Annotated in this window: 20 protein-coding genes; 3 read left to right on the forward strand and 17 right to left on the reverse strand. The window is 63.9% G+C overall.

Translation table 11 applies throughout. The features are described 5' to 3' along the window. Positions 1-369 precede the first annotated feature (369 nt). The 7 genes from B7X49_RS11380 to B7X49_RS11410 all read right to left on the reverse strand — a co-directional run bounded on the left by B7X49_RS11380 (position 370) and on the right by B7X49_RS11410 (position 8,372). Complete coding sequence (locus tag B7X49_RS11380; protein ID WP_286704300.1) at positions 370-651, reverse strand: acylphosphatase; 282 nt, start codon at positions 649-651, stop codon at positions 370-372. Between the two features lie 16 nt (positions 652-667). After that, complete coding sequence (locus B7X49_RS11385; protein WP_286704299.1) at positions 668-1,363, reverse strand: ATP12 family chaperone protein; 696 nt, start codon at positions 1,361-1,363, stop codon at positions 668-670. A 4-nt stretch (positions 1,364-1,367) separates the two neighbouring features. Next, a complete protein-coding gene (locus B7X49_RS11390) occupies positions 1,368-3,986 on the reverse strand; it encodes an AsmA family protein (protein ID WP_286704298.1) in 2,619 nt (872 codons plus the stop codon). A gap of 63 nt (positions 3,987-4,049) precedes the next feature. After that, positions 4,050-5,966, reverse strand: a complete 1,917-nt coding sequence (locus tag B7X49_RS11395; RefSeq protein ID WP_286704297.1) for a hypothetical protein — start codon at positions 5,964-5,966, stop codon at positions 4,050-4,052. A gap of 4 nt (positions 5,967-5,970) precedes the next feature. Beyond that, on the reverse strand, positions 5,971-6,945 hold the full coding sequence (locus B7X49_RS11400; protein WP_286704296.1) for a mitochondrial fission ELM1 family protein: 975 nt from the start codon (positions 6,943-6,945) through the stop codon (positions 5,971-5,973). A 49-nt stretch (positions 6,946-6,994) separates the two neighbouring features. Next, the gene (locus B7X49_RS11405) at positions 6,995-8,191 is read right to left on the reverse strand and encodes a glycosyltransferase (RefSeq protein ID WP_286704295.1); all 1,197 of its coding nucleotides are present in this window, start codon (positions 8,189-8,191) and stop codon (positions 6,995-6,997) included. Then, positions 8,184-8,372: a hypothetical protein gene (locus B7X49_RS11410; RefSeq protein ID WP_286839428.1), complete on the reverse strand. Its 189-nt coding sequence runs from the start codon at positions 8,370-8,372 to the stop codon at positions 8,184-8,186. Before B7X49_RS11410 ends, B7X49_RS11405 begins: the two co-directional genes overlap by 8 nt. Before the next feature lie 66 nt (positions 8,373-8,438). On the opposite strand from B7X49_RS11410, the gene B7X49_RS11415 reads away from it, so the two are divergent. Next, positions 8,439-9,413 carry a succinylglutamate desuccinylase/aspartoacylase family protein gene (locus tag B7X49_RS11415; protein ID WP_286704293.1) on the forward strand — a complete coding sequence of 325 codons (975 nt, stop codon included), beginning with the start codon at positions 8,439-8,441 and terminating at the stop codon, positions 9,411-9,413. A gap of 259 nt (positions 9,414-9,672) precedes the next feature. On the opposite strand, the gene B7X49_RS11420 is transcribed toward B7X49_RS11415, so the two are convergent. From B7X49_RS11420 to B7X49_RS11445, 6 genes are all read right to left on the reverse strand, one after another. After that, entirely contained in the window at positions 9,673-10,518 is an 846-nt protein-coding gene (locus tag B7X49_RS11420; protein ID WP_286704292.1) for an alpha/beta fold hydrolase, read from the reverse strand. A 110-nt stretch (positions 10,519-10,628) separates the two neighbouring features. Next, entirely contained in the window at positions 10,629-12,563 is a 1,935-nt protein-coding gene (gene acs / locus B7X49_RS11425) for an acetate--CoA ligase (RefSeq protein ID WP_286704291.1), read from the reverse strand. 136 nt (positions 12,564-12,699) lie between these two features. Then, positions 12,700-15,369 carry a pyruvate, phosphate dikinase gene (gene ppdK / locus B7X49_RS11430; RefSeq protein ID WP_286704290.1) on the reverse strand — a complete coding sequence of 890 codons (2,670 nt, stop codon included), beginning with the start codon at positions 15,367-15,369 and terminating at the stop codon, positions 12,700-12,702. A 7-nt stretch (positions 15,370-15,376) separates the two neighbouring features. After that, positions 15,377-16,426, reverse strand: coding sequence for a glycine--tRNA ligase subunit beta (glyS, locus tag B7X49_RS11435; protein WP_286839447.1), 1,050 nt, complete (start codon positions 16,424-16,426; stop codon positions 15,377-15,379). Beyond that, positions 16,410-17,237 (reverse strand): glycine--tRNA ligase subunit beta, encoded by an 828-nt coding sequence (locus B7X49_RS11440; RefSeq protein WP_353744427.1) that lies wholly within the window; start codon positions 17,235-17,237, stop codon positions 16,410-16,412. The genes glyS and B7X49_RS11440 overlap by 17 nt, the downstream gene beginning before the upstream one ends. Then, complete coding sequence (locus B7X49_RS11445; RefSeq protein ID WP_286704288.1) at positions 17,237-18,130, reverse strand: glycine--tRNA ligase subunit alpha; 894 nt, start codon at positions 18,128-18,130, stop codon at positions 17,237-17,239. Before B7X49_RS11445 ends, B7X49_RS11440 begins: the two co-directional genes overlap by 1 nt. An 83-nt stretch (positions 18,131-18,213) precedes the next feature. Here B7X49_RS11445 and B7X49_RS11450 point away from each other — a divergent pair, with 83 nt between their 5' ends. Together B7X49_RS11450 and B7X49_RS11455 are read left to right on the forward strand one after the other, a co-directional pair. Beyond that, a complete protein-coding gene (locus B7X49_RS11450; RefSeq protein ID WP_286704287.1) occupies positions 18,214-18,618 on the forward strand; it encodes a hypothetical protein in 405 nt (134 codons plus the stop codon). Continuing rightward, on the forward strand, positions 18,605-19,777 hold the full coding sequence (locus tag B7X49_RS11455; protein WP_286704286.1) for an isovaleryl-CoA dehydrogenase: 1,173 nt from the start codon (positions 18,605-18,607) through the stop codon (positions 19,775-19,777). The genes B7X49_RS11450 and B7X49_RS11455 overlap by 14 nt, the downstream gene beginning before the upstream one ends. Positions 19,778-19,799: 22 nt before the next feature. On the opposite strand, the gene B7X49_RS11460 is transcribed toward B7X49_RS11455, so the two are convergent. From B7X49_RS11460 to B7X49_RS11475, 4 genes are all read right to left on the reverse strand, one after another. Then, positions 19,800-20,381 carry a nitrile hydratase subunit alpha gene (locus tag B7X49_RS11460; RefSeq protein WP_286704285.1) on the reverse strand — a complete coding sequence of 194 codons (582 nt, stop codon included), beginning with the start codon at positions 20,379-20,381 and terminating at the stop codon, positions 19,800-19,802. Then, positions 20,378-20,659, reverse strand: a complete 282-nt coding sequence (locus tag B7X49_RS11465) for an SH3-like domain-containing protein (RefSeq protein WP_029312477.1) — start codon at positions 20,657-20,659, stop codon at positions 20,378-20,380. Before B7X49_RS11465 ends, B7X49_RS11460 begins: the two co-directional genes overlap by 4 nt. After that, positions 20,656-20,964 carry an SH3-like domain-containing protein gene (locus tag B7X49_RS11470; protein WP_286704284.1) on the reverse strand — a complete coding sequence of 103 codons (309 nt, stop codon included), beginning with the start codon at positions 20,962-20,964 and terminating at the stop codon, positions 20,656-20,658. Before B7X49_RS11470 ends, B7X49_RS11465 begins: the two co-directional genes overlap by 4 nt. A gap of 332 nt (positions 20,965-21,296) precedes the next feature. Continuing rightward, entirely contained in the window at positions 21,297-21,569 is a 273-nt protein-coding gene (locus tag B7X49_RS11475; RefSeq protein WP_286704283.1) for a hypothetical protein, read from the reverse strand. Positions 21,570-21,854 lie beyond the last annotated feature (285 nt).

A 21,854-nucleotide genomic window follows, 5' to 3' on the forward strand; every position in this document is an offset into this window, starting at 1 on the left:
AGCGCCAGCCCAGCTTCATGGACCAATACAAAATCAACCCCGACGGCAGCATCGACTTCACGCAAGAACAACTCCGCGATATCCTCGGCCCACCCCCACAGCCCGTGCCGCCTTGGCACCAGCCCTTCGTGCCGTCCTTCAACGTCAAAAAACTCTGGCGGAAGGGGCCGTGATTTCGCACGCCCAAATCATTACGATATCGTAATTAAAAGTACAAAAAGACAAGGGAAGCACTTCTTTTTTGTGAACAAAAAAGAAGCAAAAAAAACTTTGTTAATTTGGGTTCGTGCCGGTGGAAACGCCCGTGCCCCAGAGTCAGAAAGTTTTTTGCTTCTTTTTTCCAAAAAAGAAGCCTTCCCTTCCCTACCCCTACGCCCCAGCAGTCGGCCGTTTGACAAACCCGGGCTCCACCGGCGGCTCCGCGAAATCCTCCGTCACCGTCACAACCTCCGCCCCCGGCGGTCCGCGCCGGCAGGCGCGCAGCAATTCCTCCACCGCCGGCGCATCACCCGCGACCAGCGCTTCCAGGCTGCCATCGAGGCGGTTGCGCACCCAGCCGGCCAGGCCGAGGCGGCGGGCGCGCGTCATCATCCAGTCCCGGAACCCCACGCCCTGCACCCGGCCGGTCAATATCAGTGATTTCGCGATCATGTGTGCAACGCCACCATCATCCACGAGTCAGAGTAACGAACGCCACGGCCGATGCAATATCGCGCGCCACCGCGTCACGCCGGAGCGCCGCCGCGGCATCGATCCCCCAGGATTGTTCCTGCCAGGCCTCGTCGAGCCGCGCCAACTCATGCGCCGTCGCCGCATCGAGCGCACCACTCACCAAAGCCAGCCCGAGCACCAGGCTACCCAGCGCCGGCACCGCGACCCCAAGCCCCGCCAAGGCCCACTCATCCTGCACCGCCAACGCCGCCGCCAATGCCTGCATCGCCGCCTCCGGCTGCGCCACCGCCATAATCCCATGCGTCAACAACAGCCGCGCGCCATACCGCTCAGCCGCCCAATCGAGCCAAGGCTGCCACTCGGCGTGCTGGCGTGCAGCCAGCCCCGCCAGCGCATCGGCCCGATAACACAGCAGATCGGTCTCGCCATAGGCCAGCAGATTGCGCCGCAGCGCATCAGGGTCCGGCGCCACCCGCTCGATCGCCGCCCCTGCCAACCGTGTCAGCGGCAGATCATCGGGAATCACCGTCGCATTGGCCGCCCGCCATTCCCCGGCAATCGCCGCCGCCAGCGGCCGATGCGCCACCGCCAGCACTGACCCGCCCGGCAGCCGCACCGGCTTGCCATCCAGCCGCACACCGAACCCGGCCGCCTCTTCCGCCACGCTCACCTCGGTCCAGAACCGGCGCATCGGTTCAGTGAAACAACGAGTTCAGCAAATTCTGCGGCCCACGCGCCGGCGCCCCACCCGGCGCCGGCAACGTCCCCCCCGCCGGCCCGCTCGGCATCGGCCCGGCATGACCCAGCCGCGCCAGGGCCAGCGCACCGGTGCAGCTCTGCGGATCGGCCCGCTTCGGCGCAAGCCCGAGATTCTGCGCGAGCCGCCCGAGCACCGTGCCGCCATTATGCCCAAGCTGCCGCGCCAGCGCCGCCGCCGTCGCGCCATAATCCCCGGCCGGCGCAATCCCCTCACGCGGATGCGCAAACGTGCCGCTCACCGAAACCGGGATCGGCGCCGACCCCGTCCCCACCCGCACGGTCGGGCGCAGAATCAGATTGAGCCGCTCCGCACCCAGATCGAGCGAACCGGTCCCGGTCAGATACATCCGGCTGGAATCCAGCGTCAGCGCCCGCACATTGGCGAGCCCGTTGCGCGCATCCAGCCGCCCGGCAAAGCAGCGCACCATCACCGGCCCCTGCGCCCCAACCATCGAGGCCGGCAACCCCGCCGCGCTGAGCGAGGAACCGAACAACCGATCAAGCAGCGCACCATCGATTTCGCCGTTCACCGTCGAAACCCCCAACGTGCCGTTCAACGTCGCCGCAATCCCCCGCGGCGTATTCCCCTGCCCGGCGAGATCGGCATACAGTTGCACGGTCGCCGCCGCACTGTTCGGCAGACCCAGCACCGTCAGCAGCGGTGCCAGCCGGAACGCCGGCGCCGCCTCGGTCACATGCACCCGCGGCGGATTGGCCGTCGCATCGATCGCCACGGTGCCCGTGATCGAACCACCCGGCAATTCCGCGGTGATCGGCCGCACATTCAGCACACCGTCATGCAGCAACCCGTGCGCGGTGATCGCATCATAGGTCGCGTCGTCGTAAATCAACTGCCCGATCGTCAGTTCGACATTGCCATCCCCCTGCCGCAGCAGGCCGAACGGCAGCGGCGTCGCCGGAATCAAATCCCCGGCCTGTGCGGCGCTGGGCGGCACGGCAGCTTGCGGCGCGGTCGTGCCGCCCGCCGCCGGCTTCGGCATCGCTTGCAGCAGCGCGGTCAGATCGATCCGCGGCGCGTTGATCACCGCCTGCAAATCCGGCGTCGCCCCCCGCGTCAGGCTGAACGCGCCGCCGAACTGTCCCTGATCGGCGGTGACCGCCAGACTATCGAGCCCGATCACGCGCGACAGCCCCTGCCCGCCCGGATCGGTCAGCAGGCCGGACAGGCCGATATTGGTCCAGGCCGGCAACGGGCGACCCGCCAGATCCGAAAGATGCGCCAGATTGGGCACCCGCGCCGTGATTTTCAGCGCGACCCCGGCAAGTTTCGCCGGGCTCGCAATACCGCCGGCCACGCCGAACTGCGCATTGCCCACCTTCGCCGCGAGATTAACCGCGAACCGCTCACCCGTATTGGCCGGCGCGGACTTGGGCACCGGCGTGCCGAGGGCGGCCACCAAAATCAGCCCGAGCGGCCCGGCCGTCCCTTCGAGCCCGACCGGCTTGCCCTGATACTGCCCCGCCAGCGCGATGTTCAACGGCTGATCGAGCGAGGCCATGGTCGCGTTCAACGACGAAATCGACAGCCCCTTGCGCCAGGTATCGAGGTTCGATTGCCCGGCGGTCAGGCTCGCGTTGCTGATCGTCGGCAGCCCCGGCGTCGCCTGATCGGCCTGGGTAATCTGGGCGGCAAACGCCACCGTCTGTAACGGCGGCAGGTTGAACCCGGCGGCATAAGGATCGAGCGCCGCCAGATCGGGGATCGCCGCATGCAGATCGAGCGCGTAGCCGTCAAGATGCCGTGGATGCGCGATGCTCCCCTTCAGCCGCAGGGTCGCATTCTGCGCACCGAGCGTGACATCGACCGGCCACACGCCGTCCCCGCCGCTCAGGCGCGAGACCGGCCCGGTGGTCCCGGTCAGCGTGAACGGCTGGGAATCGTATTGCGCCTGCATCGATACATGCAGCGGTGCTGCGAGCGATGCGGCACTGCCGGTAAAATGCACGATGTTCAACACGGTCGGCGCCGCTGCCGCAGCGACCTGCCCTGGCTGCAACGGCACCAGCGCCGCCGGCGGCTTGTAGGTGATCGTGCCGTTCTCGATCGAGACCGCTTGCAGCGCGATGCCATGCCCGGCCGAAGCCCGCGCAGGCGCCGCACCGGTCGAGGCCGGGGCGCTCGATCCATGGTCGAACAGCCAGTTGGGCGTGCCGGTCGGCCCATATTCCAGCGTGATCACCGGGTCGATCAGCGCGAGCTTGATGATGTCGATCCGGTGGCTCAGCAGCGGCAGCAGCGCCACCTGCGCCTCGATCCGCTGCAGGCTCGCCATATCGGCATCGGCATAGCCGGGCGGATTGGCCAGCGTAATCCCGCTCGCCGAAATCGTCGGCACCAGCGAGAGCGTCATGTGCAGCGGCCCGGTAATGGTCAGCTGCCGCCCGGTCGCCTGCTCCACCGCCGCGATGATGCGCGGTTTGTACGAATCCGGATTGAACGTCGCGACAAAAATCGCCACCGCCGCCACCGGCACGACGATCACGAGCGCAACGACGATCAGCGCAATGCGGCGAACTGTAATAGATTTCTGCATGATATTCCGCATACGGGCTTTTGCTGACCTTCGCGAGCAGACGACGGCCGCATTGCGATTAATTCAGAAGCCGAACATATGATCGAAAGAAAACGCGCCCGCAGGTTGCGTTTGTTGGCGTTGCGTTTGCTGGCGCTTGCCGTGGTAGCCGAACAACCGGCACGTCAGATCGCGAATGATCACATAACCCCCCGCCGCACGCGCCAGATCATCCGCTCCGAACACACGCCATGGCTCGACCAGTGCCGAGCCCGAACAGGCGATCGCCAGCGGCATCTCGGCCACCGCCGACCCGGTTGCGTCGTGCAGGTGCAGCATCGTCGATGAATACGGATGCCACGCCGCCGAGGCGGGATACACCAGCACGCAAAAACTCGGCGTCGCCGCCGTGCCCAGATCCAGAAACAACCGCGTCGTCAGCCCCGGCGGCGGCCCGGCGTAGGATTGCGGCTCGCCCTTCCAGGTCATCACCGTGTTGAACATATGCGCGCCGAAACTGGTCTCGGCGGCGTGGCTGCCATCGCGCAACTCGTAGCGGAACAGCCCGTGCAGCCAGCCATCCGCCTCACCGCCGGACGCGAAATCATACACCAGCTCGCCGTGCCCGCCGTCCGCCAGCGCATCCGGGGCCAGGATATCATCGAGATCGATCGCCACCGCATGATTGCGCGGCAGCGCGCCATAGGCCCGCTCGGCGATTTTCGATCCATCCGGCGCGAACACATCGAGCCGGATCGGCAGATCGGCCTGGTCATGCGCCATCGGCGTCGGCAGCGCGACCGAGGTGTAATGCGCGCGCGGCAGGATCGGAAACGGCAATAAAAACCCCCGCCCCAACAGCGGCGACAGGGTTTTCAACGATTGATCAGGCCGCAGATCGGCCCGCTCGACATTGATATGCGCCATCCGTGTCCGTCCGTTGCGCACCACCTCGTAGCGCGGCCGCACCACATGCCGCCCGGCCCGCACCTCGATCTGCGCCGGCCAGCGCAGGTCGGGCAGCACCATGCCGACATCGATCGCGCGGGTTGCAAACGCCGGAATCGCCTCATCCAGCAGCACCGGCGCCTCCGCACCCATCCGGTCGAGCCCGATCGCACCGGCCGGAATCGCCACCGCGTGGCTGTTCTGCACCCACAGCACCACCCGCTCGTCATCCCGCGGCGCCGGCAACCCGGCGAACCGCTCGGCGGGCCAGGCATTGGCATCATGCGTGCAGGACAAACTCGCCCCGCCATCGGTCGCATAGGTATCGAGCGCGTATTTCACCACGTCATGCCCCGCCACGCCAATCGCATGCACGAACAACTGCCCGGTGAAGGGCCCGATATTATGCGCCCGCCGCACCTCGGCGCTGCTCAGGCTGATCGTACCGGCATGATCGGGGATCGCCCGTTCGAATTCCGCCAGCACCGCACCCGCCGCATCGAACAACCGGCACCACAGCCGCACCGCGTGCCCGCCGTAGCCGGACCAGTAATTCGCCGTCACCAGCCGCGTCGCCATCCGGTCGTCATCGCGGAAGAACACGAAATTGGTCGCGAAATTCAGCGGGTCCAGATAGCGCCGCCGGTTGGTCAGCATCGCATCCGGCAGCCGCACTTCATCCAGCGTCAGGATTTTCGTCCCCACCGGGGCCAGGATTTTCACCCGCTCGGCCAGCCGCGCCGCATCGAACGCCGCGATCAGCACCGTCGCCGCCCCGCTCTCCGCCAGCGCGGTCAACGGCAGCGTCGCGAACCCCGCCCGCATCTCACCCAAAGCCAGCGTGTCGTGCACATAGACCCCGGCAACCGGAAACGCCGGCGCCAACGCCCGCAGCGGGGCGAAAATCCGCTCCGGATCATACACCGCAACCGTCCCGCGCGCGGCCAACGTTTCAGCCAGAACCACCAGCCGCTCGGCGGCCAGCGGATGCGACAGCGCCTTGTAGACCGCGTTGCCGCCCTTCACATTGTCGAACGTATCGATCTCGAGCATCGCCTCACATCCCCAGGCGGCGGCGCAATTCGCCGGCCGCCATCGGCGTATCGTCCAGCGGCGTCACCGGCCACATCTCGAGCCGCCCGGCAAAATCGCGCGCCCGGCCGCACGCCACCATGTCATCCATGAACGCACCGATCCGCGTCGATTTGCCCGGCAGGCGCGCCAGCATCACCGGCGCCGCAGTCGCCACCGCCTCGGACACCATCGAAACCGAATCCGCCGTCACCACGATCGCATCGGCCAGCGCCAGCATCCCGAAATACGGATTGTCGCCGGCCATGTTCCACACCCACGCGCCACGCGGTGCCAGCGTTTCCTGAAACATCGCCCGCGCCGCCGCATCGGTCCGGCGCGAGGGGGTCAGCATCACGCTCGCCTTGTCAGCATCCATCATGCCGGCCAACCCATCCGCAATCTGCCGGGCCGCCGCGGTGTCCAGCCGATACCGCCCGTTCGACCCGCCGATCAGCACGGCCACCAGCGGCCGCGGCAGATGCGCGAACATCGGCGCCCAAACCGCCCGCGCCTCGGCCAGCCGCGCCGGTGTCACCCGATGCATCGCGGTCCGCGCGACGATCACGTTCGGCCCGGTGATCGCATCATGCGGTGCCGCGATGATCGCATCGAACCGGTCCGCATCCATCCGCGGATGCTGAATGATTACCGCCGGCAGATCGGGCCGCCGCAGCGCCGCCACCAACCGCGCCGCCGCGCCGCCCGCACCGATCATCAAATCGCCATCCGGCCCGGCCAGCGCGCCCGCCTCCACCGCACAGGTCGCGCGCGGCCACAGCATCGGCGACAAATAATTCCACGGCGCCTTCGGCACGATCACCCGGTTATCGGTCGCAAACCCCGCCGCCTCGGCAAGGCCCAGCGCCTGGTTGCGCAGCCCCGCCAGGTCGGTACATAAAATCCGCGCGGTCACCGGATTGTCAGCATCGAGCGTCACGATCGCGCGCTCGTCGGTCATAAGGGGCAAAACGGCCATGGCGGCGTTTTGGGTCCACCTCCCGATTTCGTCAACTGATGCCGTTTGCAGCCAGCGCCGCCGCCAGCGCCGCACCGCCCAGCGCCGCCCGCGCAAACGCCTGCCCCCGCGCCGCCAACGCCGCCCGCCGCCCGGCATCATCGGCCAATTCACGCAGCAGCGCCGCCGCATGGCCCACATCCGGCGCCGCCCATAAGCTCGCCGCCCCTTCGTAATCACCGCGCGGATCATCGACCGGCACCAGCCGATACGATACCAGCGCCGCACTCGTCTCATCCATGAACTGCAGCGTGCCGGACCATCCGGTCGCCACCACCGCAATCCCCCGCAGCATTGCCTCCGCCGGCACCAGCCCGAACCCCTCGGCGCGATGCAGGCTCATCACGATATCGGCACTCGCCAGCAACGCCCGCAGCGTCTCGCCCGACCACACCGCATCGACCAGCCGAATATTCCCCACCCCGCCGATCGCCGCCCGCAGCACCGCCATATCCGCCGGAAACGCTGCCCCGCCCGCCAGCTTCAAAACCAAAATCCGGTCCGCCCGATTCCCGAACGCCGCCCGATGCGCCGCAATCGCCGCCAACGGATTCTTCCGCGCAAAACTCGCGCCGAGATTGGCGATCACCACCGTCACCACCGCCCCCGCCGGCAAATCGAACAGCCCCCGCCGGGCCCGCGCCTCGATCAAATCCACGGCACCCAGCGGATACGGCACCAGCCGCACCATCCCGGGATACACTTGCTCGATCGCCGCCTTGGTGAACGCCGATGGCGCCCAGATTTCATGCACGAACCGCGCCCCGCCGCGCCACGATCGCGGCAGCGCCTCCAACTCCCAGTTCCACACCCCGACCACCCGATGCCCGCGCAAATAATCCCGCGGCGCCCGCGCCAGCATCAACGGGATCGACGGCGCATTCACATGCAGCAACACCGCCGCCCCCGCCGGCAAATCCGCCGGCACCGGCCGCCGCAACACGCCCAATTCCACCGACCCCACCGATGGAACCAGCGCCCGCACCCCCGCCTGCAACACCCTTGCCGCCTCACCCAGGCCGGAAATCCGCGCCATCTCGCCAGCAACCACGACCCCGGTGCTCGCTGCCGGTGCCACCGCATCCGCCCGCGGCGCCAGCGCCGTCGCTAGTGCGCGCAATCCTGCGCGCCGCGCACCGGGCGGCAGGATGCGCCAGGCGCGGTGTGCGAGGCCTAGGCGGTTAGACATGAGAGGCAGCAAGTTCTTCTTTTTTTGTAAAAAAAGAAGCAAAAAAACTTTTATTCGTTAGGGCTGTGCGCGCGAAAACGCCCGTTGCCCAAACCAATAAAAGTTTTTTGCTGCTTTTTTTCAAAAAAGCAGGGCTTCCCTTCCCTACCCGCATCTGCCCGCACGGTTGCAGCATTTTCATCTCCGGTTAGAGTAACTCCATGGCGTGGAAAAACCTTCTGCCTGATCGATCGGGATACGCACGGTGATGGAAGCTATTACCGCGCCCGCGCAATCTCAGGAAGCGAATGACCTGCCGCGCTTCACGGTCGCCCTGCGCCCGCCCGACATCACGCCCTGGCTCCCCGGCAACACCGGCCTGCCCGGCTTCACCAGCTTCGCCGCCACCCGCTCCGGCCCACACGTCCTGATCATCGGCCTGATGCACGGCAACGAAATCGCCGGCGCCATCGCCATCGATGCCCTGCTCCGCGCCGGCATCCGCCCCGAACGCGGCCGCCTCACCCTCGGTTTCGGCAACATCGAAGCCTTCGCCCGGTTCGACGCCGGCAACCCCATCGCCTCACGCTTCATCGATGAAGACATGAACCGCGTGTGGGACATCGCAACCCTCGAAGGCCCGCGCACCTCCCTCGAACTCCAACGCGCCCGCGCCATGCGCAGTATCGTCGATAGCGCCGATTGGGTGCTCGACCTGCACTCGATGCTCTGGCCCTCCGACCCCCTGCTCCTCTGCGGCCAAGGCGCACGCGGCAAAACCCTCGCACTCAGCATCGGCACCCCCAACCTCGTCGTCGCCGATTGCGGCCACGCCGGCGGTAAACGCCTGATCGACTACCCCCGCTTCACCGCCGAACACGGCGACGCCGCCTCCGTCCTCGTCGAAGCCGGCCAACACTGGCAAACCCCCACCGTTACCCAAATGAGCGCCAGCATCACCGCCCTGCTCCACCACGCCGGCATGCTCCCCAACCCGCCACAACCCACCCAAACCACCCCACCCCGCTTCGCCGAAGTCACCCGCGTCGTCACCGCCACCACCGGACGCTTCGCCTTCGTGCGCCCCTTCCGCGGCGGCGAAATCATCCCCACAAGCGGTACAATCCTCGCCTACGACGGCATCGCCGAAGTCCGCACCCCCCACGATCAATGCCTCCTCGTCATGCCCAGCCACCGCACCGGCCGCGGCCACACCGCCGTCCGCCTGGCGAAGTTCCAGTAATGCTGATGGGGCTTGGGGGCTGGGTTGAGGAAGTAAGGCCAGGGGCTCTGCCCCTGGACCCCGTTAAAGGCGGAGCCTTTAAAATCCATTAGTTTTAGGCAAGGGGAGGGCGCTGCCTCGGTGGTTCAACTGATCTGGCCCGTGTCGCCCTCCCCTTGCCTAAAACTAGCGGGTTCTAAGGGCTAAGCCCTTAGTGGGGGTCGAGGGGGCAAAGCCCCCCGCCTTACTTCCTCAACCCAGCACCCAAGCCCCGCCAGAATCACAGGGACTCGACCAGGGCGGCCAGTTCGTTGTTGAAGCGGTCGGGGTGTTCTTGTTGGGGGGCGTGTCCGCAGGCGGCGTAGCGGGAGAGTTTGGCGTGGGGGACGTGTGATGCGATGTGTTCGGCCATTGAGGGCAGCACCACGCAATCTTCATTGCCTTGGCTGATCAGGCAGGGGCGGTCCAGCGTTTCGAGTGTTGTCGTGAAATCCAGTGTGCGCATCAGCAGGAAGGCCCGCACGGCGGGCGGCGTCAGTCCGAGTGCGACGAGGGCGCGTTCGGTATCGGCGACCGGCAGGGGCCTGTAGGTTGTGGCGTGGACGACGTGGCGCACGCCTTCGATCATCACGGCGGGGTCTTCGCTGGCTGCCATCAAGGCGCCGTCGATGAATCGTTCACCGATATGGCTTGGCGGGTTCGACGAGATGACTGCCGCGCCGACGAAATTGACCGCGCCGACGTTTTTGCTGCCGTGCCGCGCCAGGTAATCCGAGATCACGAATCCGCCGTAGCTCCAGCCGACCAGCACGGGGCGTTTCAACGCCAGCGCGATCATCACGGCCGCGATATCATCCGCCCAATGCGCGCCGGTCTGATACATTTCGGGGTCGAGCGGCTTGTCGGAAAATCCGTGCCCGCGCAGATCCATGCACACGATCCGATATTTTTCGCGCAGGGCGGAATCGAACTGATTGTGCCAGGCGAGGTAACAGGCCGACCAGCCATGAATGAACAGAATCGGTTGCGCGTGCTCCGGCCCCCATTCGCGCACGTGCAAGCCGACGCCACCCGACCCCAAAACCCGATGCACCTTGCCGGCTTCGTGTTCGATCATGTGTTCCATTTTGGCTCCTGTTGGCAGGCGGGATTGCCCGGTATGCAGTCCGATCGTTCGAGGGCGCGTCGGGCAGAGGGCTACGCAACACGCCCTCTGCCCGACGCGAAACCCGATGCTCAAGCCGCGCGGTTCGCCACGAGATCATCGACCACGCCGGGATCGGCGAGGGTCGAGGTATCACCGAGACTATCGGTCTCGTTCGCCGCGATCTTGCGCAGAATCCGCCGCATGATCTTGCCCGAGCGGGTCTTCGGCAGGCCGGGCGCCCACTGGATTTCATCGGGTGCCGCGATCGGCCCGATTTCCTTGCGCACCCACACGATCAATTCCTTCCGCAAGGCCTCGGTCGGTTCCTCGCCGCTGATCAGCGTCACATAGGCGTAGATGCCCTGACCTTTGATGTCATGCGGAAAGCCGACCACCGCCGCCTCGGCGACTTTCGGATGCGCGACGAGTGCGGATTCCACCTCCGCCGTGCCCATCCGATGACCCGAGACGTTGATCACGTCATCGACCCGCCCGGTGATCCAGTAATACCCATCCTCATCGCGCCGCGCGCCATCACCCGAGAAATAATACCCAGGGAAGGTCGAGAAATAGGTCTGGATGAAGCGTTCGTGATCGCCGTAGACCGTGCGCATCTGCCCCGGCCAGCTATCCGCGAGGCACAGATTGCCCTCGGTCGCGCCGGCGAGTTCGTGGCCCTCGGCATCCACCAGCACCGGCTTGACGCCGGGCAGCGGCAGCGTCGCCGACCCCGGCTTCTGATCGACCGCGCCGGGCAATCCGGTAATCAGTATCCCGCCGGTCTCGGTCTGCCACCAGGTATCGACCACCGGGCAGCGATCATCGCCGATCACGTGGCTGTACCAATACCAGGCTTCGGGATTGATCGGCTCCCCGACCGAACCCAGGATGCGCAACGATGCGCGCGAGGTGCGTTTGACCGGCGCCTCGCCATCGCGCATCAGCGCGCGGATCGCGGTGGGGGCGGTGTAGAAAATATTGACCTTGTGCTTGTCCACCACCTGCCAGAAGCGCGAGGTATCGGGGTAATTCGGAATCCCCTCGAACATCAGCGTGGTCGCCCCGTTCGCCAGCGGCCCGTACACGATGTAGGTGTGCCCGGTCACCCACCCGACATCGGCGGTGCACCAGTAAACCTCGCCCTCGTGATAATCGAACACGTATTGATGCGTGAAGCTCGCCCACACCATGTAGCCGCCGGTGGTGTGCAGCACGCCCTTCGGTTTGCCGGTCGAACCCGACGTATAGAGAATAAACAGCGGATCTTCTGCGTTCATCGGCTCCGGCGGGCATTCGGCCGGCACCGCGCCCGCGGCTTCATGATACCAGACATCGCGGCCCGCCATCATCGCAACATCGCCGCCGGTCGCCTTCACCACCACGACCGATTTCAGCATCGGGCAGGATTTCAGCGCCGCGTCGACATTCGCCTTCAACGGCACTTTCCGCCCGCCGCGCCGGCCTTCATCGGCGGTGATCAGAATATTGGAATCACAATCCTGAATCCGGTTCGCCAGGCTATCGGGTGAAAACCCGCCGAACACCACCGAGTGGATCGCGCCGATCCGCGCACACGCCAGCAGCGCCACCGCGGCCTCGACGATCATCGGCAGGTAAATCGTGATCCGGTCGCCCTTTTTCGCGCCGAGTGCGACCAGAACATTCGCCATCCGGCAGACATCGGCATGCAACTCCCGATAGGTGACGTGCCGGCTCTGGCTCGGGTCATCGCCCTCCCAGATGATCGCCACCTGATCCCCCCGCGTCGCCAGGTGCCGATCGAGGCAGTTCACCGAGGCGTTCAACACGCCGTCCTCGAACCATTTGATCGAAACATCGCCGGTGAAGGAGGTGTTCTTGATTTTGGTCGGCACGGTGATCCAGTCGATCCGGTCTTTCTCCGCCGCCCAGAACGCATCCGGCTCAGCGGCGGCGCGCGCCACCATGTCGTCATACCCCGCCCGATCGACCAGCGCGTGCGCCGCAATCTCCGGCATGACTTTGACAAGTGTAGGATGCGACATTGTTGTTTCCTCCGATACGTTTCCAACACGTATGCCAAAAATCGCACGCGACCGGAAGGGCACAGGTCACTGAATTCGACCGGGGCGACTTTGGCGCGCGCAAGGCCACGGGCCCTGCGCATTTGCCAAGCCAGTGTCAGGCCGTCCGGTCCGCCGCGATCCCGATCGCCGCCTGTGCGGCGGCAAGGCGCGCGACCGGCACGCGGTAGGGGCTGCACGATACATAATCCAGCCCGATCTCTTCACAGAAACTGATCGAGGCCGGATCGCCGCCGTGTTCGCCGCAGATGCCGAGTTTGAGGTCCGGTTTGGTGGCGCGGCCTTTTTCGGCGGCGATGCGGATCATCGCACCGACGCCTTCGACATCGATCGACACGAACGGGTCTTTCGGTAGAATGCCGGATTCGACGTATTTCGGCAGGAATTTACCGGCGTCGTCGCGCGACAGGCCGAACACCGTCTGGGTGAGGTCGTTGGTGCCGAACGAGAAAAAATCGGCCGATTGCGCGATGGTATCGGCGGTCAGCGCGGCGCGCGGCAGTTCGATCATGGTGCCGACGCTGTATTCAATCGTGCTGCCCGCTGCCGCGAACACGGATTTGGCAATCGCGTCGATTTGCGCGCGGGTGATGTCGAGTTCGCGCTTCATGCCGACCAGCGGGATCATGATTTCCGGCACCGGTGCGCTGCCGGTTTCCTTGGCGACGTCGAGTGCCGCTTCGAAAATGGCGCGCGCCTGCATCTCGTAAATTTCGGGATAGGAAATGCCGAGGCGGCAACCGCGATGGCCGAGCATCGGGTTGGCTTCGGAGAGTTCGCCGGCGCGCTGGCGGATTGCGTCCATGCTCATGCCGAGGCTGTGGGCGACGTCTTCAAGTTCGGCGTCGCCATGCGGCAGGAATTCATGCAGCGGCGGGTCGAGCAGGCGGATCGTGACCGGCAGGCCGGCCATGATGCGGAACAATTCGACGAAATCCTGGCGCTGATAGGGCAGCAGTTTTTCGAGTGCGACGCGCCGCCCGGCCTCGTCGTTCGCCATGATCATCTGGCGAACCGCGCCGATCCGCTCGGGGTCGAAGAACATGTGCTCGGTGCGCGACAGGCCGATGCCTTCGGCGCCGAATTTGCGGGCGGTTTCGGCATCGAGCGGGGTTTCGGCGTTGGCGCGCACTTTGAGCCGGCGGATTTCATCAGCCCAGCCCATCAAAATCGCGAAATCGCCGGACAGGGCGGGCTCGATCATCGGCACGAAGCCCGCAAAAATCTCACCGGTCGCGCCATCGAGCGTGATGGTGTCGCCGGCCCGCACGCTGACGCCGCCAGCGGTGAGCGTTTTCGTGCCGTAATCGACATGAATACCGCCGGCCCCCGCAACGCAGGGCCGCCCCATGCCGCGCGCCACCACGGCGGCGTGGCTGGTCATGCCGCCGCGCGTGGTCAGAATGCCGCGCGCCGCGTGCATGCCGTGAATATCCTCAGGGCTGGTCTCGATCCGCACCAGAATGACCGCCTCGCCCTTTTGCGCGCGCATTTCGGCTTCATCGGCCGAGAACACCACGAGGCCGGAGGCCGCACCCGGCGACGCCGGCAGGCCCTTGGCGAGCCGTTTGCGCACAGCCTTGGGATCGAGCGTGGGGTGCAGCAATTGATCGAGCGATTGCGGATTGACCCGCATGATCGCCTCGCGCTGATCGATCAGTCCAGCCTGCGCCATTTCCACCGCGATGCGCACGCTGGCATTGGCGGTGCGTTTGCCATTGCGGGTTTGCAACATATATAATTTGTTGCGCTGGATGGTGAACTCGATGTCCTGCATATCGTGGTAATGCCGCTCGAGCGTTTCGCGCACCCGGTTGAGCTCGGCATAGGCCTCGGGCAGGGTTGCCTCCATGCTCAACTCGCCAGGCTTGGCATAGGAGTTCGACAGCGGGCGCGGCGTGCGGATGCCGGCGACCACGTCTTCGCCCTGCGCGTTCGGCAGGTATTCGCCGTAGAATTCATTGAGCCCGGTCGAGGGATCACGCGTGAAGCACACGCCGGTGGCGCAATCATCGCCCATGTTGCCGAACACCATGGCCTGCACCGTGACCGCGGTGCCCCAGTTCGCCGGGATTTCGTGCAGGCGGCGATAGGTGATGGCGCGCTGGTTCATCCATGAGCCGAACACGGCGCCGATCGCGCCCCACAGCTGATCATGCGGGTCTTGCGGAAACGGCTTGCCGGTTTCGGCGAGCACGACCGCCTGATAGTCCTCGACCACGCGCTGCCAGTCCTGTGCTGTGAGTTGCGTGTCTTCGATGGTGCCTTCATCGATCTTGACGGTTTCGATGATCTCCTCGAACCGGTGATGCGCGACACCGAGCACGACCGAACCGTACATCTGGATGAAACGCCGATAGGAATCCCACGCAAACCGCGCATCGCCGGATGCTGCGGCGAGGCCGGCCACCGTCTCGTCGTTCAGGCCGAGGTTGAGCACGGTATCCATCATCCCCGGCATCGACACCCGCGCGCCGGAGCGGACCGAGACGAGCAGCGGCTTGGTCTTGTCACCAAAGCCAAGGCCGACGCCCTGCTCCACCTTGGCCAGCGCCGCATCGACCTCGGCGCGCAAGGCGGCGGGATACTGCTTGTCGTTGTCGTAGAATTCGGTGCAGACTTCGGTGGTGATGGTGAAGCCGGGCGGCACCGGCAACCCGATGCTCGCCATTTCGGCGAGGTTGGCACCCTTGCCACCCAGCAAATTCTTGAGCGCCGCACTACCATCGCTGGCACCGGGGCCGAAACTATAGACATATTTGCTCATGGCGGGGTTACCCTTCCAGTTTCGAGAAATCGGCTGACGTATCAACGGTCTGACAAAAGAGAGACAGCAAACATAAACGGCACCGTCTAATTTCTGGATCATCTACAGTTATTCGTACTTCGCTAAAAAATCTATCGATATCGCCACGAAGATCAGACAACAAATGAAGTTGCGTTCCGAACGTTTCTTTCTTAACGAGAGGAAGTACATCCACTAACCTGCAAAACAATTGATGATCAGGAGAATCTACAGGAGATTCAATGGCAAAACGAAAATCTGATGCCGAGCTATATAGTAGAGTGCCATCAGGGTCCTCAATTTTAAGAATATTGTGAGCCCGACGGTAAGCAACCAGCAAGTTCGAGCCCTCGCTGGAGGCAAGGAATGAGCCTAGAAGCTCCGCATGACTATTTAGTCTAAATAAGTCATCATCGTTGAATGCCCCAAGCACCGCGTTTAGCACATCAAATTTCTTCCCTTCCGAGCGTAATTTGATCCGAAATCGTTCTAAAATAAAATCAAAAACATTGCCTTGGCCACCCAAAACAGAGCGAATTTCTAGATGTAACCTTTTTTCTAATACGATTCGGATGACGCCGAGTGCAGCGCGCCTTAAAGCATAGGGGTCGCTAGAACCCGTCGGAAGTTCACCAATTCGGAAAAACTCACGCAACGTGTCAATTTTGTCGGCCAGCGCGACGGCACATCCGACTAGACCTGACGGCAAATCGTCGGATGGTCCCCTCGGTTTATAGTGGTTTCTGATAGCCGCAGCCACATCTGCATCGTCGGCATAATACCCACCCATAACTCCTTGCAGTTCAGGGAACTCTCCGACCATACCTGTAACAAGGTCAGCTTTGCACAGGAGACCAGATGACTCGGCGATGGTTGATTCCGTTCCGTCAGCGCCCAGAAGATCGGCGATTTCGCGGGATAGTTTAGATATCCGTATGGCGCGATCGAGTTGAGTTCCCAACTTTGCATGGAATGTGACGTTTTTAAGTTCCGAAAGGTAGTCAGAGAGCGGTGATTTTCGATCAAGAGGTCGAGAAATACCGCTGGTTCACCTTCATCGACAATTCGCGGACTTCCGGCGGCAACGCCATGAAGCGCTGCTCGATGTGCCCGATCAGCGGCACCGGATATTCCACCAGCCCGGTCACTTCATCGAGCAATCCATCATCCTTGACGATGCTCAGCCCCAGCGCCTGCGCTTCGCGCTGCAACCCATCCGCGATCATCGCCCGGCGCACCGTGGCATCGGCGATCACCCGCCGCCGCAGCAACTCCGCCTGCCATTGCGCCGCATCCACAACCTTGAAACTGCCCGGTGCTAAAAACCGATGCCCCTCGGACAGATCGGAAGCGATCACAGGCCCCAGCGCAATCGGCACCACCGCGCCGTCGAGCAGGCACACGATCCGGCGCAGTGGCCGCACCCAGGTGAACGCCCCGCTCTGGCCCCACCGCATCGATTTCGGCCAAGTCATTGAGGACAAGGGTCCGACAAGCATCATTGTTATGACGTCGGTGGCACTCTCTGCCTCAATGCGGCGTCTCAGAATATAAAAGCCATTCTCCTCGGTAACATCGTCGCGGCTGGCACTGTACTTGCGAAGAAATCCATCTAACGCCGCAGCAGGACTTCCTACACGAGGCCCACGTAACTCCTCATGGACTGGCGAGCTTTTGGAAGCGATTGTCGCCGCAATCGCGATGCGCCTCGCCCCATACCACGATCGAACTTCGGTCGGTTCCAGAACTGCAAGGCTAGCGCTTACGCGACGCTGTAATTCGGCCGCCGCCTGCGCCTGCATCCGCGCCGGTATTTCCTCGGAAAACAACTCCAGAAAAAATTCAGCCATCAGACCAACTCACCGGCAACCCAGACCTCGGCGCACGCCTTCGCCAGCGCCCGCACCCGGCCGATGTAACTCGCCCGCTCGGCCACCGAAATCACGCCCCGCGCATCGAGCAGATTGAACAGATGGCTCGCCTTGATGCAGTAATCATAGGCCGGCTGCGCCAGACCGCGCTCAACCAACGCCGCGCACTCCACCTCCGCATCGGCGAAATGGCGGATCAGCATGTCGGTGTTGGCAACCTCGAAATTATGCGTCGAATAATCGCGCTCGGCGCGCAAAAACACATCGCCATAGGTCAGCGACCGCGCATTGCCCGCGTCGTTGAACCGCAGATCATAGACGTTCTCGACCCCCTGGACATACATCGCCAGCCGCTCCAGCCCATAGGTCATCTCGAAACTCGGCAGATCGACCGCAATGCCGCCGACTTGCTGGAAATAGGTGAACTGCCCCACCTCCATCCCGTCGCACCATATCTCCCAGCCGAGCCCCCAGGCGCCCAAGGTCGGGCTTTCCCAATCGTCCTCGACGAAGCGGAAATCATGCAGCAGCGGGTCGAGCCCGATCGCGCGGTAACTATCGAGCAGCAGATCCTGCGCATCCGCCGGCGATGGCTTGATGATCACCTGGTACTGATAATAATGCTGCAACCGGTTCGGGTTCTCGCCGTACCGCCCGTCGGACGGCCGGCGCGAGGGCTGCACATAGGCCGCCGCCCAGGGCTTCGGCCCCAGCGCGCGCAATGTGGTTGCCGGATGAAACGTGCCCGCCCCCATCTCGACATCGTAGGGCTGCAAAATCACGCAGCCTTGCGCCGCCCAGAAGCGGTGCAACGTCAAAATCATATCCTGAAAGCTCAGCGAGGCGGGCAGTGGTGGTTTCTGGTCGGTCATGATTTCATGGTATGCGGTATGGCATTCTTTATGGGCGTTTCTTTGCGGGCGTTTTCGCAATGCACCATTACGGGGCGGATGGCATGAGAGCAAGATTGAGCCGGGCGGATCAGACCGGAATCGCCGTGGTCGTGGCGGTTTCGGCCCTGGCCATTGCGTTTCGGCAACTCACCATCGTGCCGCGCGCCTTCGTGGCGATATGCGCCGGCTCCCACGCCCCGCTGATCTGCGTGCCGCGCCAGGCGGTGCTCTGGGCGCAGTACGAGGGCTGGTTCGGCATCGCTGCCCTCATCCTCGGCCTGCTCGCCTTCGCCTTGGCGCGCCGATCCCTCGGGGTTGCGGCGCTGGCGGTGGGCATTGCCGCCGTGGTGAATTACAATGGCACCGAAGGCATCATCGGGGCCGCGTTCGGCCTGTGGGGCTGGCTGGAAGCCGCCGCACCGGCCAACCACGGCGCCGCAACAGGGAGCGACCATGCACGGCAATAATCAGGCGACACTCGATTTCGACCTCGGCCCGGATATCGATGCGCTCCGCGACTCCGTCCGCCGCTTCGCCGAAGCCGAAATCGCACCCCGCGCCGCCGCGATCGACCGCGACAACGAATTCCCCGCCGATCTGTGGGAAAAATTCGGCGCGATGGGCCTGCTCGGCGTCACGGTGCCCGAGGAATATGGCGGCGCCGGCATGGGCTACCTCGCGCACACGGTCGCGATGGAGGAAATCTCCCGCGCCTCCGCCTCGGTCGGCCTGTCCTACGGCGCGCATTCCAATCTCTGCGTCAACCAGATCAATTTGAACGGCACGGAAGCCCAGCGCCGCCGCTATCTCCCCGGCCTGCTCGACGGCACCGCCGTCGGCGCCCTCGCCATGAGCGAGCCGAACGCCGGGTCGGACGTGGTCTCGATGCGGCTGCGCGCCGACAAGAAAGCCGATCACTACATCCTCAACGGCACCAAAATGTGGATCACCAACGGGCCGGACGCCGATACGCTGGTGGTGTATGCCAAAACCGACATGACGGCCGGTGCCCGCGGCATCACCGCCTTCATCGTCGAAAAAACCATGCCCGGCTTTTCGTGTGCCCAGAAACTCGACAAGTTGGGCATGCGCGGCTCCAACACCGGCGAGTTGGTGTTCGAGGATTGCGTGGTGCCGGAAGCCAATGTGCTCGGCGGCATCGGGCGCGGTGTGAACGTGCTGATGAGCGGGCTCGACTATGAACGCGCCGTGCTCGCCGCCGGCCCGCTCGGCATCATGCAGGCCGCGCTCGACATCGTGGTCCCCTACGTTCACGAACGCGAACAATTCGGCCAGAAAATCGGCGAGTTCCAGCTGATCCAGGGCAAACTCGCCGACATGTACGTCACCCTGTCCGCCGCGCGATCCTATGTGTACACCGTCGCGAAAGCCTGCGATCGCGGCCAGACCAGCCGCAAGGACGCCGCCGGCGCCATTCTCTACGCCGCCGAACGCGCGACCTGGATGGCGCTCGAAGCCATCCAATGCCTCGGCGGCAACGGCTACATCAACGATTACGCCACCGGCCGCCTGCTGCGCGACGCCAAACTCTACGAAATCGGCGCCGGCACCTCGGAAATCCGCCGCATGTTGATCGGGCGGGAATTGTTCAAGGAAACCGCCTGACCCGCAGTGGTCAGGCGCGGCCTCAAGCGACGGTGGGGATGGTCACACCGATCATGTCGCCCGCGTGCACCAGGCGGGCAAGCTCGGCCTCGCTCCAGTTTTCGGTGCCGTGCGGGCGCAGCGGCAGCACCATCCAGCGGTAATCCGCCGTGCTGTCGACCACGCGCAGCGCGGTGGACGCTGGCAGGGTGGTGCCGAATTCGGTCAACAACCCCCGTGGATCGCGCACCGCGCGTGCCCGATAGGCGGCGGATTTGAACCAGAACGGCGGATATCCCAGCACCGCGCGCGGGTAGCAGCTGCACAGGGTGCAGACGACCAGATGATGCAGATCGGCGGTATTTTCCAGCACGCCGAGCGCCGGGGCGCCACGCATCGGAATATCGAGCAGCGCGGCGGCGCTGCCCCCATCCGCCAGCATGAGCGTGCGGAACGCAGGGTCGCACCAGGCCTTGGCCACCATGCGCGCCCCCTGGGCCGGTGTGCCGGCATCGGTGATGCGGATGCGCTCGGCGATTTCATCCGGCCGGGCAATGTCCTTGTCCGCCAGCACGCGTTGCAGGGCTCTCAGCAGCGTGTCGTGGTCGAGCGTCGCGATCGTCATAGCGGCTCCAGCCAATGGGCGAATAATTCGATCACGATGTCATCGCCCGGCGCGCCCTCACCCCACAGCGATGGTTGATCGAACCGGACATGATAGAGCGGCGTCGCGGCGGCGGGGCGGGCGAACGCGAGGTCTTCGGGGTTCGGAAAATCGCCAAGATGGCGCAGGATCGTGCCGGTTTCGCCGCGCACGTAATGCGGCGTGCGGATATGGCACCGGCCGCGCAGCTCCGGCCAATCGGCCTTGACGCGCACGCTGGTGCCCGGCGCCAGGCTCATGGCGTGGTTGCCGCCGCCATCAATTCAGCCTCGGTGATGACCGATTTTTCCAGCAGGATCGCGGTGATCGAGCGCAGCCACCGCTCATAATACGACAAGCCGAAATAGGTCGCCTCGGGCAGCGATTCGATGCCGCGGCGCAGTTCATCGACCGACATGACCTGCTTCTGACCCAGGATCTGACGAATCGCATCGACCGTACGATCGAACTCGGTCAGGCTGTGCGGCGACGGATCGACCGGCTCGCACAAAAAGCGCGGCACACCGCCGATATCGTGCATCGCTCTGGGTTCGTCCTGGTCCATATCGGGAATCCATCATAAATGGCCCGTGGGGGCAAGGGCGAAGGGGAAGGGGAAGGGGAAGGGGAAGGGGAAGGGGAAGGAAGTATTTCTTTTTTGTAAAAAAGAAACAAAAAACTTTCTTGATTTGGGTCCGTGCCAGTGAAAAATCCGTGCACCAAATAAACAAAAGTTTTTTGTTTCTTTTTTACAAAAAAGAAGTGCTTCCCTTCCCCTCACGTCACAAGCCGCACCATCGAAAACCGCGCGGCGTGACCGAGCCAGCCGGTCCGCGAATAGCGCACCTGCCCTGCAAGCCCGGCGCGACATACAGAAACGCCGGCGCCCCAGCCCCCCTATAGCCAGGGCCGCTCACCCCTCTGAAATGAAGCTTCACCAAGTTGGATATGCAACAGAACGTCGGAAAGTGCGACGATGGACCTTTTGTGGATTCCCAAGGCGATCGATCTGGGATTCGGGGAGAGGTCACCGATTCGGATGTTGCCCTGGCCACGTTCGCCCCGTTGCTCGGCATCCTGGCTGACGTTCATGGCACACGCTTGACAAAAATACAACCTCCGGTAATCATTATGGCGATTTTCAACCGGTGCGTTTTCTTCTTTGATCATATTGAGCTCAAACTTATGGTAGTTACTTCTAAGCGATGCCTACGGTTGCAGATACGCAAGAGGAAAGATATCGTATGAGGGTCTTGTTCCTGAATCCACAACAATATGTTCATTACGAACAAGAGCCTTCTAACTATGAACTACGACTTCCCATGTTAAGAAGTGGCATGGTAACCGATTATTTAGACCGTGCCTATCCGGTTGACTCAGACACCCACTAGGGCTAGTGGCCCCCGCCATGGCGGCCATTGACATTCACCAGCGTGACGAACTGGCTTTTCCCCA

This window comes from Acidiphilium sp. 34-64-41, assembly GCF_002282635.1.
In the GTDB taxonomy this organism is placed as follows: domain Bacteria; phylum Pseudomonadota; class Alphaproteobacteria; order Acetobacterales; family Acetobacteraceae; genus Acidiphilium; species Acidiphilium rubrum.

Bases quoted from the DNA above. Each gene is read 5' to 3' on its own strand.
- B7X49_RS11380 (WP_286704300.1), bottom strand. From the start codon at position 651: ATGATCGCGAAATCACTGATATTGACCGGCCGGGTGCAGGGCGTGGGG.
- B7X49_RS11385 (WP_286704299.1), bottom strand. From the start codon at position 1,363: ATGCGCCGGTTCTGGACCGAGGTGAGCGTGGCGGAAGAGGCGGCCGGG.
- B7X49_RS11390 (WP_286704298.1), bottom strand. From the start codon at position 3,986: ATGCAGAAATCTATTACAGTTCGCCGCATTGCGCTGATCGTCGTTGCG.
- B7X49_RS11395 (WP_286704297.1), bottom strand. From the start codon at position 5,966: ATGCTCGAGATCGATACGTTCGACAATGTGAAGGGCGGCAACGCGGTC.
- B7X49_RS11400 (WP_286704296.1), bottom strand. From the start codon at position 6,945: ATGACCGACGAGCGCGCGATCGTGACGCTCGATGCTGACAATCCGGTG.
- B7X49_RS11405 (WP_286704295.1), bottom strand. From the start codon at position 8,191: ATGTCTAACCGCCTAGGCCTCGCACACCGCGCCTGGCGCATCCTGCCG.
- B7X49_RS11410 (WP_286839428.1), bottom strand. From the start codon at position 8,372: ATGAAAATGCTGCAACCGTGCGGGCAGATGCGGGTAGGGAAGGGAAGC.
- B7X49_RS11415 (WP_286704293.1), top strand. From the start codon at position 8,439: ATGGAAGCTATTACCGCGCCCGCGCAATCTCAGGAAGCGAATGACCTG.
- B7X49_RS11420 (WP_286704292.1), bottom strand. From the start codon at position 10,518: ATGGAACACATGATCGAACACGAAGCCGGCAAGGTGCATCGGGTTTTG.
- acs (WP_286704291.1), bottom strand. From the start codon at position 12,563: ATGTCGCATCCTACACTTGTCAAAGTCATGCCGGAGATTGCGGCGCAC.
- ppdK (WP_286704290.1), bottom strand. From the start codon at position 15,369: ATGAGCAAATATGTCTATAGTTTCGGCCCCGGTGCCAGCGATGGTAGT.
- B7X49_RS11440 (WP_353744427.1), bottom strand. From the start codon at position 17,237: ATGGCTGAATTTTTTCTGGAGTTGTTTTCCGAGGAAATACCGGCGCGG.
- B7X49_RS11445 (WP_286704288.1), bottom strand. From the start codon at position 18,130: ATGACCGACCAGAAACCACCACTGCCCGCCTCGCTGAGCTTTCAGGAT.
- B7X49_RS11450 (WP_286704287.1), top strand. From the start codon at position 18,214: ATGAGAGCAAGATTGAGCCGGGCGGATCAGACCGGAATCGCCGTGGTC.
- B7X49_RS11455 (WP_286704286.1), top strand. From the start codon at position 18,605: ATGCACGGCAATAATCAGGCGACACTCGATTTCGACCTCGGCCCGGAT.
- B7X49_RS11460 (WP_286704285.1), bottom strand. From the start codon at position 20,381: ATGACGATCGCGACGCTCGACCACGACACGCTGCTGAGAGCCCTGCAA.
- B7X49_RS11465 (WP_029312477.1), bottom strand. From the start codon at position 20,659: ATGAGCCTGGCGCCGGGCACCAGCGTGCGCGTCAAGGCCGATTGGCCG.
- B7X49_RS11470 (WP_286704284.1), bottom strand. From the start codon at position 20,964: ATGGACCAGGACGAACCCAGAGCGATGCACGATATCGGCGGTGTGCCG.
- B7X49_RS11475 (WP_286704283.1), bottom strand. From the start codon at position 21,569: ATGATCAAAGAAGAAAACGCACCGGTTGAAAATCGCCATAATGATTAC.